At 45.3% G+C, this 16,253-nt stretch carries 12 protein-coding genes; 6 read left to right on the plus strand and 6 right to left on the minus strand.

All coding sequences use genetic code 11. The annotated features are described in order from the left end of the window. The first annotated feature begins 104 nt into the window (after window positions 1-104). The 5 genes from ACOTYB_RS11520 to ACOTYB_RS11540 all read left to right on the plus strand — a co-directional run bounded on the left by ACOTYB_RS11520 (window position 105) and on the right by ACOTYB_RS11540 (window position 5,584). Entirely contained in the window at window positions 105-869 is a 765-nt protein-coding gene (locus ACOTYB_RS11520) for a hypothetical protein (protein WP_000277498.1), read from the plus strand. An 80-nt stretch (window positions 870-949) separates the two neighbouring features. Continuing rightward, window positions 950-1,711, plus strand: a complete 762-nt coding sequence (locus tag ACOTYB_RS11525; protein WP_001447802.1) for a methyltransferase — start codon at window positions 950-952, stop codon at window positions 1,709-1,711. A 93-nt stretch (window positions 1,712-1,804) separates the two neighbouring features. After that, window positions 1,805-2,068: a hypothetical protein gene (locus tag ACOTYB_RS11530; protein WP_000149862.1), complete on the plus strand. Its 264-nt coding sequence runs from the start codon at window positions 1,805-1,807 to the stop codon at window positions 2,066-2,068. Between the two features lie 43 nt (window positions 2,069-2,111). Continuing rightward, window positions 2,112-2,699, plus strand: coding sequence for a hypothetical protein (locus ACOTYB_RS11535; protein WP_000491820.1), 588 nt, complete (start codon window positions 2,112-2,114; stop codon window positions 2,697-2,699). Window positions 2,700-3,163: 464 nt separating this feature from the next. Next, window positions 3,164-5,584: an Ig-like domain-containing protein gene (locus tag ACOTYB_RS11540; RefSeq protein WP_000681217.1), complete on the plus strand. Its 2,421-nt coding sequence runs from the start codon at window positions 3,164-3,166 to the stop codon at window positions 5,582-5,584. A gap of 2,077 nt (window positions 5,585-7,661) precedes the next feature. Here the strand turns inward: ACOTYB_RS11540 and repHI2 are convergent. Further along, window positions 7,662-8,750: an IncHI-type plasmid replication initiator protein RepHI2 gene (gene repHI2 / locus ACOTYB_RS11545; protein ID WP_000159528.1), complete on the minus strand. Its 1,089-nt coding sequence runs from the start codon at window positions 8,748-8,750 to the stop codon at window positions 7,662-7,664. A 1,107-nt stretch (window positions 8,751-9,857) separates the two neighbouring features. After that, the gene (locus ACOTYB_RS11550) at window positions 9,858-12,314 is read right to left on the minus strand and encodes an Ig-like domain-containing protein (protein WP_001232713.1); all 2,457 of its coding nucleotides are present in this window, start codon (window positions 12,312-12,314) and stop codon (window positions 9,858-9,860) included. Window positions 12,315-12,686: 372 nt separating this feature from the next. On the opposite strand from ACOTYB_RS11550, the gene ACOTYB_RS11555 reads away from it, so the two are divergent. Then, window positions 12,687-13,313 carry a hypothetical protein gene (locus ACOTYB_RS11555; RefSeq protein WP_000966518.1) on the plus strand — a complete coding sequence of 209 codons (627 nt, stop codon included), beginning with the start codon at window positions 12,687-12,689 and terminating at the stop codon, window positions 13,311-13,313. Between the two features lie 57 nt (window positions 13,314-13,370). Here ACOTYB_RS11555 and ACOTYB_RS11560 read toward each other — a convergent pair whose 3' ends face one another. The 4 genes from ACOTYB_RS11560 to ACOTYB_RS11575 are packed head-to-tail and all read right to left on the minus strand — an operon-like array spanning window position 13,371 to window position 16,007. Then, window positions 13,371-13,652 carry a hypothetical protein gene (locus ACOTYB_RS11560; RefSeq protein WP_000535423.1) on the minus strand — a complete coding sequence of 94 codons (282 nt, stop codon included), beginning with the start codon at window positions 13,650-13,652 and terminating at the stop codon, window positions 13,371-13,373. Beyond that, entirely contained in the window at window positions 13,639-14,082 is a 444-nt protein-coding gene (locus tag ACOTYB_RS11565; RefSeq protein WP_001805248.1) for a hypothetical protein, read from the minus strand. The genes ACOTYB_RS11560 and ACOTYB_RS11565 overlap by 14 nt, the downstream gene beginning before the upstream one ends. Window positions 14,083-14,142: 60 nt before the next feature. Further along, complete coding sequence (locus ACOTYB_RS11570; protein WP_000070862.1) at window positions 14,143-14,319, minus strand: hypothetical protein; 177 nt, start codon at window positions 14,317-14,319, stop codon at window positions 14,143-14,145. Further along, entirely contained in the window at window positions 14,316-16,007 is a 1,692-nt protein-coding gene (locus ACOTYB_RS11575; RefSeq protein WP_000096325.1) for a DUF4942 domain-containing protein, read from the minus strand. The genes ACOTYB_RS11570 and ACOTYB_RS11575 overlap by 4 nt, the downstream gene beginning before the upstream one ends. Window positions 16,008-16,253: the final 246 nt, after the last annotated feature.

Raw genomic sequence — 16,253 nt, forward strand, 5'->3', positions numbered from 1 at the left:
AGCACCCTGCTTTAAGTAAATAATTTTTGAAAAAGTTGTCTGGAGGTTATTAGCTCGTGCATCTGGATTGGTAATATAAAGCCAACACAGAAAAGGAAAACAAAATGTATAAATTAGTATCTCCTCGTGAACTGACTGAGATTATTACCGGTTTACTGCTTAAACCTGAACTCCTTGGTGAGCTGGACTCACCAGAAAAGCATCGGATGTTTATGGCAGATTTAGGCCGCGTGGTGGCCGAACATTGTGGAGGTCTGGTAAACAGCGTCGTCTTGCCAGGAACAGAAGTTACAGTGTCGGATGGGTTACCGCTTAATGGCCAGCCGGTACGTTATCTCGGAATCAAAGAGAACATCCCTCACCTCCTTGTAGAGCCTGATGCTTCCTTACCTTCGCTCGCTAAAAACGTCTGGATGTATGCAGATCCTGAAGGCTGGAAAGAACATTTTGGAGCTGAGGAAGACTGCCTTACTCCTGAAATGATGCAGCTGTTCCGTAAAGGTATCCAGGCTCTTCAGAAAGAGCATGACACCCCTGAAATTAGCCTCACACTTCAGGACTGGCGCCTGGAGGAGGAAACACTGCCAGAAGAGGACAGTCAGGCCTATCAGGTCAGCGTTACCGGCCAACATAACATCCACTGTGAAGTTGTTAACAAGGAAGGTAACCCCTGTTTTGGTGTCATGTTCGAAATCGATCAGGGTGTGCCTGCCTTACACATCAACACCGGCGGGGATATGTTGCTCCACATTCATTGCGCCCATAACGGACTCGTTCTGACCCCTGATGCAAGCGGTCAGCGATTTGATAAGGCTCCCGTTGACCGCTTCTCTTATAACAGCCCATCCCTGCTGTTGTCTGCCGACTAACCAAGGCCAAATCTGAATTGTCCCGTTTAAGTAACCAACCCGCTGCCGCCAGGCGGGTAAATCCTCTTAATGGAGTTTTAATGCAAATCTCAACTGAAGTTCTGAACGTCTTATCTCGCTGCCGTGCTGAAGGGAACTTTCTTTTCCTGGCCGACCAGCTCGACCGCAGCATTTATGTTAAGACAAACAAAGTGCTCGAAGCCGCCGGTGGCAAATGGAACCGAAAAGAGCAGGCACATATTTTTACGGCGGATGCAGCTGAGCGTATCGAGCAAATCATTCTGACAGGTTCGGTTGACATCCCACGAGATCTGTTCAATTTCTTCCCTACACCTGAGAATTTAGTCACAGATATGGTTCTACGCGCTGAACCAGCTGCCGGGGAGCGTGTACTGGAGCCAGAGTTTGGTGATGGCCGCATTCTGAAAGCCTTAAAACTGGCGGCTCCGGATGCATTGATTACCGGGATCGAATTGAACGATGAGCGATTCCTTGCAGTGAAGAACGATAGTGTCCTTAGCACAGGAGTCGAGCTGGTGCATACCGACTTTCTTGGGTACCAGCCCGATGAAACTTTTGATGTTATCGTTATGAATCCACCATTCCTTAAACGCTCTGACGTTAAACATGTCATGCATGCCATCGCAATGCTCGCTAAGCGAGGTCGCTTACAGGCCATTCTGTCAGCTGGGGTATTGTTCCGGGAAGACACACTGACAAAAGCGCTCAGGGAGCGAGTCAAACAACTTGGCGGACAAATTTCGCCTCTTCCGGATGATACATTTAGGGAGTCCGGAACAAAGGTCAAAACAGCCCGCCTTGAAATTGATCTTCGCCGCTAACTGACAAGCAACCGGAAAGAAATCTTAATACGAGTAGCCGGTTAAAGTTACCTGACCGGCTTAACTGACTAAATCAATAAAGAGTGAACAGAAATGACGCATACTGCCGTTTCTCAGGCTAATAGTGCTTTGCAGCTACCCACGGTGGAGCATGTCTACGCTCTTCTGAAAGCAAATTGTAAACCTGACCGCTTTGACGGGCGTGACGGACCCGTGTGGGGCCAGGAATACTCGTGGAATCTGGCAAAAGATCGCTTACAGGATCTGGAGAAATACGGTAAGGCATATGTCTCCCGTCATGAAGACCGTATGGGGGAAGGATTTAGTTTTGGTCCTGACCTGTTAATTATTCGCTAACGCTCCTAATGCCTGATGATATGGTAAGCACAACTGGAAAAATATGTTTTCAAAGCCTATGACCACTTTCACACCAGAACGTATTGAACAAATTTTGGAATTTGCCGAGGGTAGTAACCCAAGCGAAGCAATGAGTCTCAGAGCTGACGAAGTTGCTGTACTGGCACGTATTGGAAAGGCAGTTATGTCGATTGCGCCTGTTTATCAGTGCGAGTTTTGCCACCATGACGCAACCGGGCAACTTCAGTGGCACTGGGAAGATGTGAACAAAGCTTTTTATGATAAATACGATCCAGACAGACGCGGAAGACGTCGAATCCTCTATACCGCCCCGCCGATGCCTTTAGTTTCGGCTGACCTGCTTAACATGGCTTCATCTGCTATTGAAGACTTGCTCACTAACAAAGACAGAAGTGGTGCGGGAATGTGGAATGACATTCCAGAACAGCTACGACGCGCAGCAGAACTGGTAATGGATAATAGCCGGGCCGCTGAAACAGAAGCGATGCTGATGCGTCTTTATGTAGAATGTGACACAGGTGAGCGCAGGGGCAACGGCACTCAATCTGGCGTAGCAATGCCTTCTTGGCAAACCGTTGAAGAGGCACGTGTGTTGCTAGGGGTGAAATGATGCAGTTCTCGCCAGGGCAGTTTGTAATTCACAACAAGAAGCGCCTTGCGGAACGAAGGTAGACGTACTGACTGAGGTTCACTCCCCTCTCGACTGGTGGCGTAATGCCGCCAGGTTTTGATTCATATATGCCGTCCGTTAACGCATTTATATCTGACATACCTAATTTATCCTGATTCTTTTTTACATAAAGTAAAAGCATCACTTAATGCGATATGTGGATGCCGATAGTTTCAGGCTAATGTTATAAGTTTTGCAATCGTTGCCAGTTTGGACACCACAGAAATGTCAGATGTAATTCCAAAAAGAAAGATTTCCGTCCTGAACGCACAATAAGGTTTGTCGAAAGGCAAATTATAGATTTGTAATTTCGAGCACCATATGGAGAAGTTTTTTATACTTTTACGAACATAGTGACCTTTAGGAAAAGCTTAAAATAACACCAAACCTAAAGGGGAATAAGAATGAAACATCTCGCTTTTATTACTGCTGTAGCCGGACTCGGTATGTCTGTTCAGGCCCCAGCTCAGATATATGAATCGGCCTTTAAAGACACGAACGGTATTGAGATCCACGCCCCGTCTTCTCGTCTTATGCTTAATCCGGCATCACCGGTAACTTTGACACTTATTTCAGGTCTTGATCGTTTCGTTAATGTCAAAGTCACGAAAGACACTGGAACTGTCATTCTTAATACTACGACTACACGGACGGGTGTATCAGACCGACTAACAGCTGCTGACGGTAGTGAGTTCTACGGCAAAAAAGTAACTTTGCCTGCTTTGGGTGAAGGCAAATTTGTCGTTCAGATAAACGTGTTAGATCTCAATCAGAAGCCTGTAGCGACCTATAACTATAACTGGCTAATTGATGTCACCCCTCCAGCGGCAAATGCTCTTACCGCTAATACTGGTTCTGGCTCTACCGCTGGTGACGTGTGGAAGCTTGGATTAGAGGCAACGGGGCAGTATGACTTCACCTCTTCGGGCGTAAGTGATGCAAATGGTATTGATAAGGGCCTAATATATATTTACAGGCAGGACGGTAGCCTCTACAGCACTACACAGATGCAGTATGACGTATCCGGCCAAAAGATGTACCACACTTACTCTAAGAATTCAGTTAAGGGAACCGGAATACCAGACAGCAACCTGGATGAAGACTTTACTGCAAAAGTTGTTATCTTCGATAACGCAGGTAATAGCCGAACGCTGCCAACTCAAAAATTTCGCTACGACAACACGCTGGGTGAGATGACACTGTGGGCCGTTCATGATCCAAATACGTCTTCCAGCGTCGTACCCGGGGTTTCTAATTATCCGGCTTACAAAGCCGGTATGGTCGTTAACGAAAACCCTATTCGATTAGTCTACCGGATCCCAAAATCTAACTACCGTGCTTATTCAGAAGGTGGGCTTCAGTTCATCAATCAATATTCCGCCCCCAAAGAGATAGCTGTAGACAGCACTTATGCTTATGTTGAAATGACTCTTCCCTATGGCTCAATTAATGGGGATATGGCTCGTATGGCGAACTTTGGCCAGTGGGGAGGGTATTATCCGTCATACAGCCTCGTTCTAAACCCATCTGCAAACCAAACGCCTGCATTTGCGGGTACCTGGGTAGATTTCCTCGATGACAAGGGGAACTGGGTTAAGTGGAAGGATTTTGAGAGTGTGGCTTCATCACGACTGCCAATTAAAATTTCCCGACTTCGTTTTAACGTTGAAGCCCGGCCCTTTGCACAAGAGATCGGCGGTAAGGCGACCTGCACCATTCCGGCAGGAAAAACCTCGTGTGAAGCGCCTGAGACGTTTGATATGGCCTTGGGTACCCAGGGCTACAATAGGATCCTTTACTTCGTTCGCAGCATCAGCAATCCCATTTTGCGGTCTGAGCAATGGATTATGACACGCTGGAACAATAAACAACTGCCGGTAATAAACTCGATATCATATGACGAGACTAACAAGCAGCTGGATGTACTGGCGTCACTTGAAGGCGATGGTAACTGGTTCGACTCGGTCTCATTGAGGGAATTTTATCTTTCCGATAAGAACACCGGTACCCGGATGTCACCCACAGGCGTAATCAAATCTCGTATCTCAGGTAACTACACGATTGCTTATGATTTATCCCGTCAGTCTGAAGGAAAATACAACGTTGAGGTCAACATCAGGGACTTCTTCCAGAACCAGACCAATAAAACTTTCGGAGAAATTGCTCTGGATAACACTCCTCCGACAGTGGCCATAACATTCGACGGAAAGCCGGTAAAAGACGATACGGTAGTGTACGGCCTGGAGAACCTCAGGATCGCTCTGGCAGATAATCTGACAACCCCGAGGATAACCCGTCTTCAGCTCGTAGGTGGCCCCACAGCTGATAACGTTGAGCTTACGTGGTCACCGGCAGGCAAAGATACATACATGCCTGAGTATCCGAGGCTGTTCCCAAATTTCGAACCATCTGAAAATTATTCAATTAGCGTAACAGTTGCCGATAGTCAGTCGAATACCAAAACCTATACTCAGAAGTTCAGTTATCTACCGAATAACCTTGTGCAGTTACATAATCTACGCACATTATCGGTCAGTTCGCCTCTCAAAACGACAGATGGCGTACCCCTTGCGTACCTGTCCACTAACGTTCTGCGTAAGACAAATGGAGAAATTGCTAAAGGGGTCCAGAACGCAACGCTGACTGTGCGGAAGGATGCAGCCTTCGGTATTAAATTTAACGGGGCACAGGCGGCTCCAGGTGAGTCAGTTGAGGTGCAAATAGATATGGGCCAGGGGGATAATCTTCTGTTACCCGTTTATCCTTCCGAAAATGGGAAAGTTGGCACCTCAGAATTCATGATTCAGATCGACGAGTTGAAGTAACTACCCGGAGCCGACAGTAAAACTGACGGCTTCAATTTTACTGCCCTCCTTGACTCCGATCAGCCAGTACGTCTTCAGAGATTCGCAAGGAAGAACCGAAAGAAAAGTTACTTTAATCGTACGTTTCCAGCGATGCTTTTAAAAGACAATGCACACTCGTTGATTACGACAATGGGAGTGAGTGTCGAAACCCTTGAGTAAGGATACCCGGTAAATATACAGCCCCGGGGATCCTCTTCCTTCAACCGGGGATGACAACGGTAGTGAGTCCGGCAACTCACTCCCGTTGTCACTTCTCTGACATATCGTCATACGAGCTTACTCAAGTGCATCCACAAAGATGGGATCGTTTTGAATCTAAACTGGTACTGGTTAGCCAGTCACTTGCATCTATTCCCCCGTCGATACTTAAGTGACAATTGTAGTGATCTGCAATACTGGTGTCTCAGAAACACTGACGACGGTAGAGACTCAATACCCTAACCCCTGACAACAGGAGTGAGCTTAGAGGTGTTACGCTGCTGTCACTTAATGCTTGGGAATTGCCTGACTCACAACCATTGTCATCCGGAGCTACTGATTAACGTTGAACCGCTGGACTTTAATGACAGTGGTAGTGATGGATAGGCTCATTTCCATTGTCGTCATTTTATCGGACAAGCCTCTTCGTCCTACAGGTTTAAGCTGACAATGGTAGTGATTGGATGATCTCACTACTGTTGTCACTCAGTTCTTTGAGCGGACCCTTCCCTCGGTTGGTCGGCATTAACAACGGTAGTGACTCGATTGGCTCACTGCCATTGTCATCGTGTAAATGACGTACCTTATCAGCTCAGCTGAAAGCAATGACAACGGAAGTGACTCTAATTGCTCACTGCCATTGTCGTCGTGTCTATTGAGAGCCTTATCAGTGCACCTGAAAAGCAATGACAACGGTAGTGATTCTAATGGCTCACTACCGTTGTCACCGTGTGTATTGAGAGGATGGTCCACTTAACTGGACGTCTATGACAATGGTAGTGACTTTAATAGCTCACTACCATTGTCGGCGTGTGAATTGAGAGGATGATCAGCTCAGCTGTACGGCCATGACAATAGTAATGACTTAATGAGCTCACTACCGTTGTCACCCTGTTAATTAAGAGGCTCATCTGCTCTTCTGGAAGGCTATGACAACGGAAGTGACTTGCTGGGCTCAGTGCCATTGTCGCCGTATGAATTGAGAGGATCATCCGCTCTTCTGGATGGCAATGACAACGGTAATGACTTAATAGGCTCACTACCGTTGTCATCCTGTAAGTTAAGAGGTTGATCTGCTCAACGGGACGACTATGACAACGGTAGTGACTTGCTGGGCTCACTACCATTGTCACCCTGTGAATTGAGAGGTAGATCCGCTTAACCAGACGTCCATGACAACGGTAGTGACTTTCTGGGCTCAATACCGTTGTCACCCTGTGATTTAAGAGGTTGACCCGCTCTACTGGACGGCCATGACAACGGTAGTCACTTTCTGGGCTCACTACCGTTGTCGCCACATAGAATGAGAGGAGCATCAGCTCAGCTGAACGGCAATGACTACAGTAATGAGCTGGATGAAGCATAACCATTGACATCTGGCCCAACCGGAAGCCGTATTCGCCAATCCAATCGAGATTCACAATGGCCGTGACTCGCCGCATTAAGTTCCGGTGTCCTCCCAAAGCTGAACGCACACTCGGAGGACAATGACAATGCCAGTAAGGTACACATCATTACCATTGTCACTATAGCTACCAGAGAAGCCGGGATTTGAATGTCGATGGTAGTGAGTGGGTCAACTCACTGCCATTGTCACCCCGTTACGATATTTTCCGTTGGATGTACTGGCCAATGAAGTAAAGCGTAGAAACCGGGTGTTAACAGGTGACTCAGGAGAAAGCGTTGAATTCGCAATCTCGATCTACATAGGGTGGTAGAGAACAATGACAACGGTAATGACTTTTGACTCATTACCGTTGACGTGAAAGAGCGGGCTGGGACTAACGAAAATCGAAGAAGTAATTTAGCACCCGGAGCCTGAACCGCCGGGTTAACTTTAGCTGGCGTTGCTGTTCTTTTTCTGGCTTCGAAGACTACGAATATAGCGCAGTTCTTCAGCGGTTAAATCATGGACGGTAAGAACATCATCGCCGTCTATCGGGTCAGCTGGTGGGCATAACTCACCTTCTAAAACAGAAGACCCTGAGTTCTCTTCTTCATCTTCAACCACTTCTAAAGGAGGCTGAGTATTGTTCAAATTCAGATCGGGATCCCGCTTATGAATCTGGAAGTATACTTTTCCGTCTTTCTTAATTTCGGTGTACTGGAGGTATCCTATCGATGCCAACTCTTCAAGAGCCTTTCTCACGGTAGCATTCTGACTATTTGCTCGTGTTTTGAGGTTCAGACGATTTTTCAGCCGAGTAAGGGATATCGGTATAGGATTTGGCGGTAATGACTCTATGAACGTATAGAGAGCCTGGGCGCTTTCCTTCTTGGCCAACTCCTTAATTGCCTTCAGCTGCATCAAAACCTTATGATCGTATTGATAGAGCTCGAAAATCTTAGGATCAACCTGAAGGACAACCTGATCTGATTCCGGGTCTAACAGGGCAGACTGTACCAGATGCGTTGTATAGACTTTGGACGAGTTATTACTGGTGAACGACAAGGTAACGGATGCTAACCTGCGTAAGGAGGCGTCTATACGTTTTCTGGACGCTGTAGATGAGCGATAATTTTCAGGCGTACATAGCTTGAGGAATTCAGTGAATTTTAAGCTTATCGTGTCATTGTTAATCGGATGATTGGCATAGGTTCGAATGATGCCCATCCACGTCTTAAAATCTACTGACATATCAAGACGCTCACCGACAATTGAAATATTGGTGAACCCCTCGCTCTCCATTAAAGAGAGCGTCTGTAACTCTTTCGTTGCGTCAAAGCCAACCGTTTTATATTCCCGATTTTGACGCCCCACACTCTTTGGTGATGGGACGAACAGCCCGAGCCGCATCAAAGCAATAGACTGCACCGTACGGTTGCTGTTAGGACGCAAAATGATGTCTTTACCTGATTCTTTCTCTCTAACAGAGAAAGCCCTGGTGACCAGGTCCTGCTGCTCAGTATCTTTCTCTTTAGTCATAATAAGTTATCACTGAATGTGTAAACAGATTGGTGAATAGTAAGCCCCAGCGAACTCTATGTCACTGGATGGATCATTGTGATGATCCATATCTGTGCATAAGTTCTACCTAAAAAAACGACTCCACTCATTAAAACTTGGCAAAAACTCTTTGCATACAATGACCTGCAACTCTTATCAACAACGGATCAGATCAAGTTAAAAAGATCTAATGAAAAGTCACTACTATTGTCGCTCTGATCACTACTGATGTCAAAAAACTCATTACCAACGTTATAATAATCACTACCAATGTCAAAATAATCACTACTGTTGTCACTGATCACGTCTCAGGCCTTGTGCCGTCTGGCCTGGAGGCAGCGGGGATCTCTTTTGATCTATCAGGAACACTAAGGTACTAATTATTGGAACTACCTTGTGGAAAATGGGGATAAATAAATGCTTAGTTCTTATACAGGTCTCAACTTGCCTCCCTGATAAAAACTGTCGTCAAAGCTAAATCACAGCCACAGGCATTTTCGGTGGATAAATTTTTGAGAAATAGAAGCATACATGCAGACTCGTGTCGCAAGTAATTGAAAGTAATAATTTATTTAAATAATGCGAGTCACCTTACCTTACAGTGGAAGTTTAAGTCTAACCTCACTACCATTGTCACTTAAAATCATTACCAACGTCGAAATAGTCTCTACCATTGTCTTTTAAGTCACTCCCGTTGTCACTTATGTCGCTACTGTTGTCAGTGACAATGCTCCAGCCCAGTAACCATGCGGCCTACAGCGTACCGGGATCTTCTTTGTACTCTCTGGCACCTTTGGGATCATTTATTGGATCTACATGAGGGATAAAATCTTTTGACGATTTCGTAGTGCAGTTATACCAGCGACTTAGCAAGACAAAAGCTGCAATTTAGTGACGAGTTACTAGTCTGCCCAACAAGAGCAATGCAGAGAAGATATGTGGTGAAATGACCATGGTAGTGAGTCTAATCACTACCATGGTCCGCAGTAAGCGTTACTTACGCAATGAACGTCGGACTGATTTGCAACAACATGGGCTACGGCGCATCAGAAGACGGCCGTTGTGCTTCAGCAAAACAGCCCTGCTTTATTTTAATTCTTCAATGTTAATCATGAACTCAGATCTGCCTGTAAGGCCGGATACAGCAGGGAAAATAGGAAAGCTACGGCTGTCCCCGAGCCCCAAATCCAGTTGAAGCTCTTTGCTTTCACCTGGCATCGCAGAAACACCATTTACAGTCACGCCGAATGCAGCGTCCTTACGGACAGTAAGCACTGCGTCCTGAAGCCCTGTAGCGATTGAACCATCCTTTTTACGCAGCTGGCTGGCATACAGAACAGCCAGAGGAGTATTGTCAGATGTTTTGAGAGAAGCATTGACAGCTAAGGTTTTCAGATTCTCTAGCCTGACGAGATTGTTTGGAAGGTAGTTAAATTCGACTGAGCTTTCTTTAACGTTGTTCATCTCATCTTTGGCCTGAACTGTGAGAGTGTATGTTTCGCCTTCATTAAGAGACGGAAAGATCTTGGGATAATTAGGTGCATACAGGTTGTTTCCCAGATTCACCCAAGACAATTCCACCGCATCAGAAACAGGGCCACCGCGAAGAGTCATACGGCTTAAGGATGGTTTAGTTAGAGCATCGGTGAGCTGTATACGGACGTTCTCCAGCCCATATACTGTTACGTTTTTGCTGATCGGTTTTCCTTCGTAGCTAATACTTACAGATGGTGCTGTATTATCAACGACAACAGTTTGATAAGGGAGGTTACCGGTATTGTTGAATGTATCTTGGGCATTAATTACCACGTTATAACTGCCTTCTGGTACCTCTTTCATGTTGAACTCATACGTGTAGTTCCCAGACGCCATATTTCTACCTGTTTGTTTGCCGGTTACGCTTATTTCTGCGTTGTTACGGTTTTTATCTGACAACCAAACTCGATTTACATAAACATGGTCGAAATATGAACCATCTCCAGGTTGATTCACGTAAACCTGGAGAATGTTGGTGGTTTCAATGTAATCAAATCCAGTGACGGAGGGACCCAGTGTATGCCAGGCTATATTCTCCCATATAGGGGCAAAGAAGGTTGCTTCGGTGGTTGACCTTACTTCATAGCCACTATGAAGATAGCCGGTAGTGCCATTTATAATATCCTGGGGCAAAGAGACGGTACAGGTTGTTGAGCCAGCTGGAATACTGCATGTTGCTCCGCCAGTGATTTTTTGATCATATGGCCTAGCCTGTACATTGAACCGGATATTAGTAAGTTTTATAGGCATATCAGATGCCTTGAACAGGTTCCAGTTTACGCTGTTGAACCATGTTCCATCAGCCTTTTGTCGTTCTATGGGTGAACTTCCCCAAGCCGGACTCTTTACAGAGGCAGGATCCCAGTTGAGCCAGCTGGCATACTGACCAAGATCTCCTCCAGACCATTGATATGTATTCACAGGTCTATAGTAGTTTCCATCTAAGGCACCCTGTGGCAGCTTAACTTCCACGTAGACATAGGTGGCATCTTCGGAAAGGACCTGTACTCCGCCATAGTTATTGGTAATGCTCATGCCACCATTTCGATATGGCTTCCAGTTAGTTCTTGGGATACGTATAACCAACTTGTAGGGGTTTTCCAGCACTGTAAGGCCTCGTTTAAACGGGACGTATCCCGAAGAAATGCCGGGTACAACACTGGTGCTTACACGTGAGTCATGAACTGCAAATGGCGTAAATTCTCCCATTTGATCGTCATATAAAAACCGCTGGGGAGGAATGTTAAGCGTATTTCCTGCCAGGTCCGTAACGATGAAATTGAAGGTGAATTCTTCATCAAGATCACTTGAGGGCATGCCAGCCTGGGTGTTCATATCTTTAATCCACGGATAGAACGCACGTTTATTGGCTGTGTCATAACTCAGGTTATTGTCGGAGACCACAGAACCATTACTTCGTTTAATGACAAGACGGATCTTGGCAATTCCACTAGCATCCTCAATACCGTCTGCAAATATAGAAAACTGGCCACTACCGCCTCGGCCCAACTCCCAAAGTGGCCCAGAAAGTACCATGTCGTAACCTGCGTTTTGACTCGGATAAATACTCTTATAGCGTGGAGGAGTTGTATCAACGATGAAATGATAAGTAGATGTGCTCACTACAGTCTGGCGAATATCCAGAGTTTCATTGACTACAGTAAAGGTCCCTTCTCCGAGCGCCGGTAGAACCATATCCTTTCCATAGTATTCTGTTCCATCGGCAGCAACGATACGATCTGCAACGCTCGTTTTGGTCGAGACGGAGGAATACATAACCTTTTTATCGCTGTCTCGTGTGACCGTCACTCGCTCGTACCGATCAAGACCCGATATCAAGTTCAGAGTCAAAACACCAGCGGGATTAAGATATGTTTGTGTTGCAGGCTTAATATTCCGAACAGCCTTATTGGTATCTGTAAATGAGTAGCTAAATACCTGAGCATGTGCCGAAGATACAGTAGCAAGGGCAGTTGCAACCATGCAGCCAATTAGAGTTTTACGCATATGATGCTCCGGGAATAGGTTATAGCCTTATTCTACGGATTCAGCCTACAAGGTCCGGTCGGATAAAGTGATAATTTGCCTGTTAAAAGAGACATCAAGTGAGAAAGCAACCAACGTACAGAATGCAAAATGGCGGCAGTGCATCTGGATGACGCAAAAGTAACTTTTTGTACCCACTTTTTTGGATTTTAGCCTTCAAAATGAGTATTCAACCAATCATAAAAGTAACTTTTGATAGACGCTGCTCCTTTATGTTTGCCAATTGTGCTGATATGTTTTTAAATTCAAGGAAGCGAGATTTTAAAAGCATCTGTTGAGTCAAATTTATGTAAAATAACAGGGTAACCATCACTTCTAGGTTGAGGAAACCCAATGTTATACATGCTCTTATGCTGTTTTCTGATGCTCAACAGTACATTCGTTATGTTCAGAGCAATGTCTGCAATAAGTAAAGGATCCGCTAAAGAAAACCGGTCTGAAATATCGCTGATAGTCCTAGCAACACTTGGAATTGCATCACCATTCATTGTCGCAATGATTACTATTAATGAAAGTATGACATCTAAAACAGTAACAGATTTTTCTTTGGGTGCTCAGTGGTCCGGAATGGTTTCAGCGGTAGCGCTAATGGGGTTATATGCTCGACGCGTTTGGAAAGAGAAGAAGTCCTTATTTACTGGCGCTTTCCTGGCCTCTTCCTTAATGGCCTTTATTTTTACTGACAGCCTTGTTTTCGTATCCCAGAAGGACACCGGCGTTCTGGCTACTTTCGTACTCGATAAAAACGCTGGAGATATTGATTGTAGTCGCCCGGCTATGATTGTCCATTACAGTAAAGGTGTTCCAACGGACTGGCGTTGCCCAACCAGTATCATGTTGATGGCGTATTCTTCATATCCTTTTTTACCTTGGCCTGAGTATAGCCATGGTACCAGCCAGTCTCTTACGGTTGTTATTGATACATTTATGGAAAACGCTGTTAATCTCAGTCAAAAATAATAAATAAACCTCTCTAGTGAGAGGTTTTATAAACCTGAGCCACCAATCTAATTAACTCTATATTTTTGTTTTAGCTTTTTTAAAGGTAGACTTACCGAATAAAACAGCAATTATAGAGCAAAGGCCTGGCGTTAGGACAAAAGCTAATAATGCACTGCCAAAACTTGTCATTTCAGGCACCACGAACCAGCTGATAGGCCACGTCAGGGCAGGTAAATTTAGCGGATCATAAAGCGCATGTAGAGCGCTTAACACACAGTAAAGTGCTAAAAAGCAAACTAGATAAACAACGATCCACATTTTAATTTGCTCAGCAATTTCAAATTTAGGACTGCCCATGCTTTACCTCAGTGGCTGAATATTGATGGTTAATATCTTTAATCACCCGTAAGCACTTAGTGCATACCTTAGTTCGATTTGTCTGCTTGTCCAGAGTGTATTTAACTTCAAGTTGACCTCCAGCATTAAGCAAAGTGAGCATCTCATCTTCTAACACGCTTCGGTAAATGGTCTTGTCCGAGAGTGTGCCCGGTAACGAGTACTCAACATAATTGTTTGAAACTCTTACCGATTTAGGGATTTTACCACTGAGCTGGATTTCATTCGTTGAAGGCATTACAGTTACTTTAATCACAGTTGCCGGTGACCAGAAATCCTGATAACGCACTTTATGAATTTTATCAGCTCTAAGGCCTAACCACACATTTCCGGCGATAAGAACAATAAGCAATCCATAAACTGATCGTCGAATGTTACGCCTTTTAATCACAATGTCCCCCATCCCTCAAATATCATTCTAAATAACTGCACCAGGATATCATGAGCGTAATTAAAAGAATTCTTCATAACCGGGGTTTTCAGTTGAGTTTGCGGACTCTTTACTTTGCGGTTTCTCGCCCTCTATTTGAGTATCCCTGACAGGTTTGGATTTACCCATGCTCCTCTGAAAGGTATCCATAACAAACTCAATATCTTCTTCTGGCAGGCTGGTGGGTTGGTTGCTCATAGGACTTCCTCTTGTTGAATACGTTCGGCGTACAGGATGCGAACCGAAACGGTCGTGTTTTCAAACTCGTTCTCAAAAACGTCCATCCATTCCGTCCGGAATTCTTCCCCCAGAAGGTTATCGAGCCCCTGAAGAGATAATGGAAGAACGGCTGCTAGAGATCCCCCGGCTGCGAGATGAGATGCAGCTGCCTGGAGATGCAGCCTGGCCCGGTTATCGGCAAAAGGTGGGTTCATCACGACATAATCAAACTTCTTCTGTTGATTAGACTTAGACCATGTGAGGAAGTCAGCTTCTGTCGTATCGTATCCCTTAGCCCGGGAGATAAGGCAATTCAAAGTATCAAGCTCGATGCCAGTAACGATCACACCGGCAGGGAATGATTTAAGCAAATCCGCATGGCCAATATTAGGCTCCAGGAGGGTATCCCCTTCCCCTGCACCGAGCAGGGAATATACATATTCGCTGATTCGGCAAGATGAAGGGTAAAACTGATGCGATACAATATCAGGCATCTCCCCTATCTGGCCGATGTAACGAATAACCTCACACGGATCATAGGAAAATGTCACATCGTATTTTGTTACTGTTGCCCCTAAGAACCGAAGGGTGTCAGCGGCAACACTCGAAGATTTGCGTTCGGCGAGAGACCCTAAAGATGTCCAGCAACTCCATTTATTGTCCCCGTCATTTTTAAACATTAGTTCAGAAAGCTGCATCCGGGTATCAAAGTCGATGCACTGCTTAAGTACAGGGAATGCCTCCAAAGATTTCTTGCTATGAGCCATGCGGTCGGCAGGTAATGCCAGCGGTACGATAGCTGATAAAATATTGTTAAGCCGCTCGGCGATATCAGGGTGGACGTCAATATGCATTGATCCATTTTTGTAAACCCTGAAACGAATACTGTTGCCATCGATGCAGATCCATTTTCTGAACCCCTCATGTTCGACCAACGCCTCAACCAATGATTTGGTGTTATGGATCGCCTTCACCTGTTCGCCACGGAAGAATGCGCATATAACGCGGAGCTCGCTCAGTGGTGAAATGCCAGACTCTTTAAAATCCACCCTTAATTTCTGCCAGGGGTATTTAGACGGCTCGCAAACTCCGGTAGTGATCATGCGGGTGGAGAACCCAAAAGCTTTGTTTGTCTTATGACTGCGGCTCAGAGACTGGAAGACGTCGTAAACCCTTTCTTTAATAAATTGATTGCGGTCATTAAGCAAAGCAACGACTGTGCCTACTACAGCGTCAGCTGTGAAATCAGGGATCACCTGAGGCGGCATAATATAGCGGTCGGCCGTAAACTGCTTATCCCATTCGTTACGTTTGGCATCCGACATGATAGGCAAAACATCAGTGAGTGCCATAACGCGTTTCCAGTATTCAGATCTCAGAGCGTTTTCCGCGAACAAGGCATCCGCTTCAGAGATACTGTGGTTGTAGCCTGAGAGATAAGAATAAAGTTTCTGGTGATTGTGGGTTTTGAACTGGACAGCCATGTGTTTCAACAAGCAGAGTTCATCATTATAGGACTCAACAAGATCCGCGATAATGCCGAGCTCTTTGCGCATATCTGGAAGAAATGTTTCAGAAGAGCTAACCACCAGGCTATGAGAGGTTGTTAAAGCCAGTACGCTGTGACCTGCATTATCGGGTTTAGCTTCAGAATCAAGAGATGACATTTTACCGGTCCTTTAGAAAAAACTTTTACCAGGATAGCAACGTCGCTCTGTAACCTAATAGGTTCAGTGACACGAAAAAGTTTTTTATGTCTCTGAATAAAACTTAAAGATGTCAACTCATAGAAAGAAGCAAAAAAAAGCCCCGCATAAACGGGGCAAGAACGATACATGGAGGTTTAAAAAAGGCGGGCAAAAAGCCTGAATCCTTAATGACTCTGACAAAACCAACACTTTGCCAAAAGTAAA

The organism is Enterobacter cloacae complex sp. IR5450, assembly GCF_049238665.1.
Lineage (GTDB): Bacteria > Pseudomonadota > Gammaproteobacteria > Enterobacterales > Enterobacteriaceae > Enterobacter > Enterobacter hormaechei_C.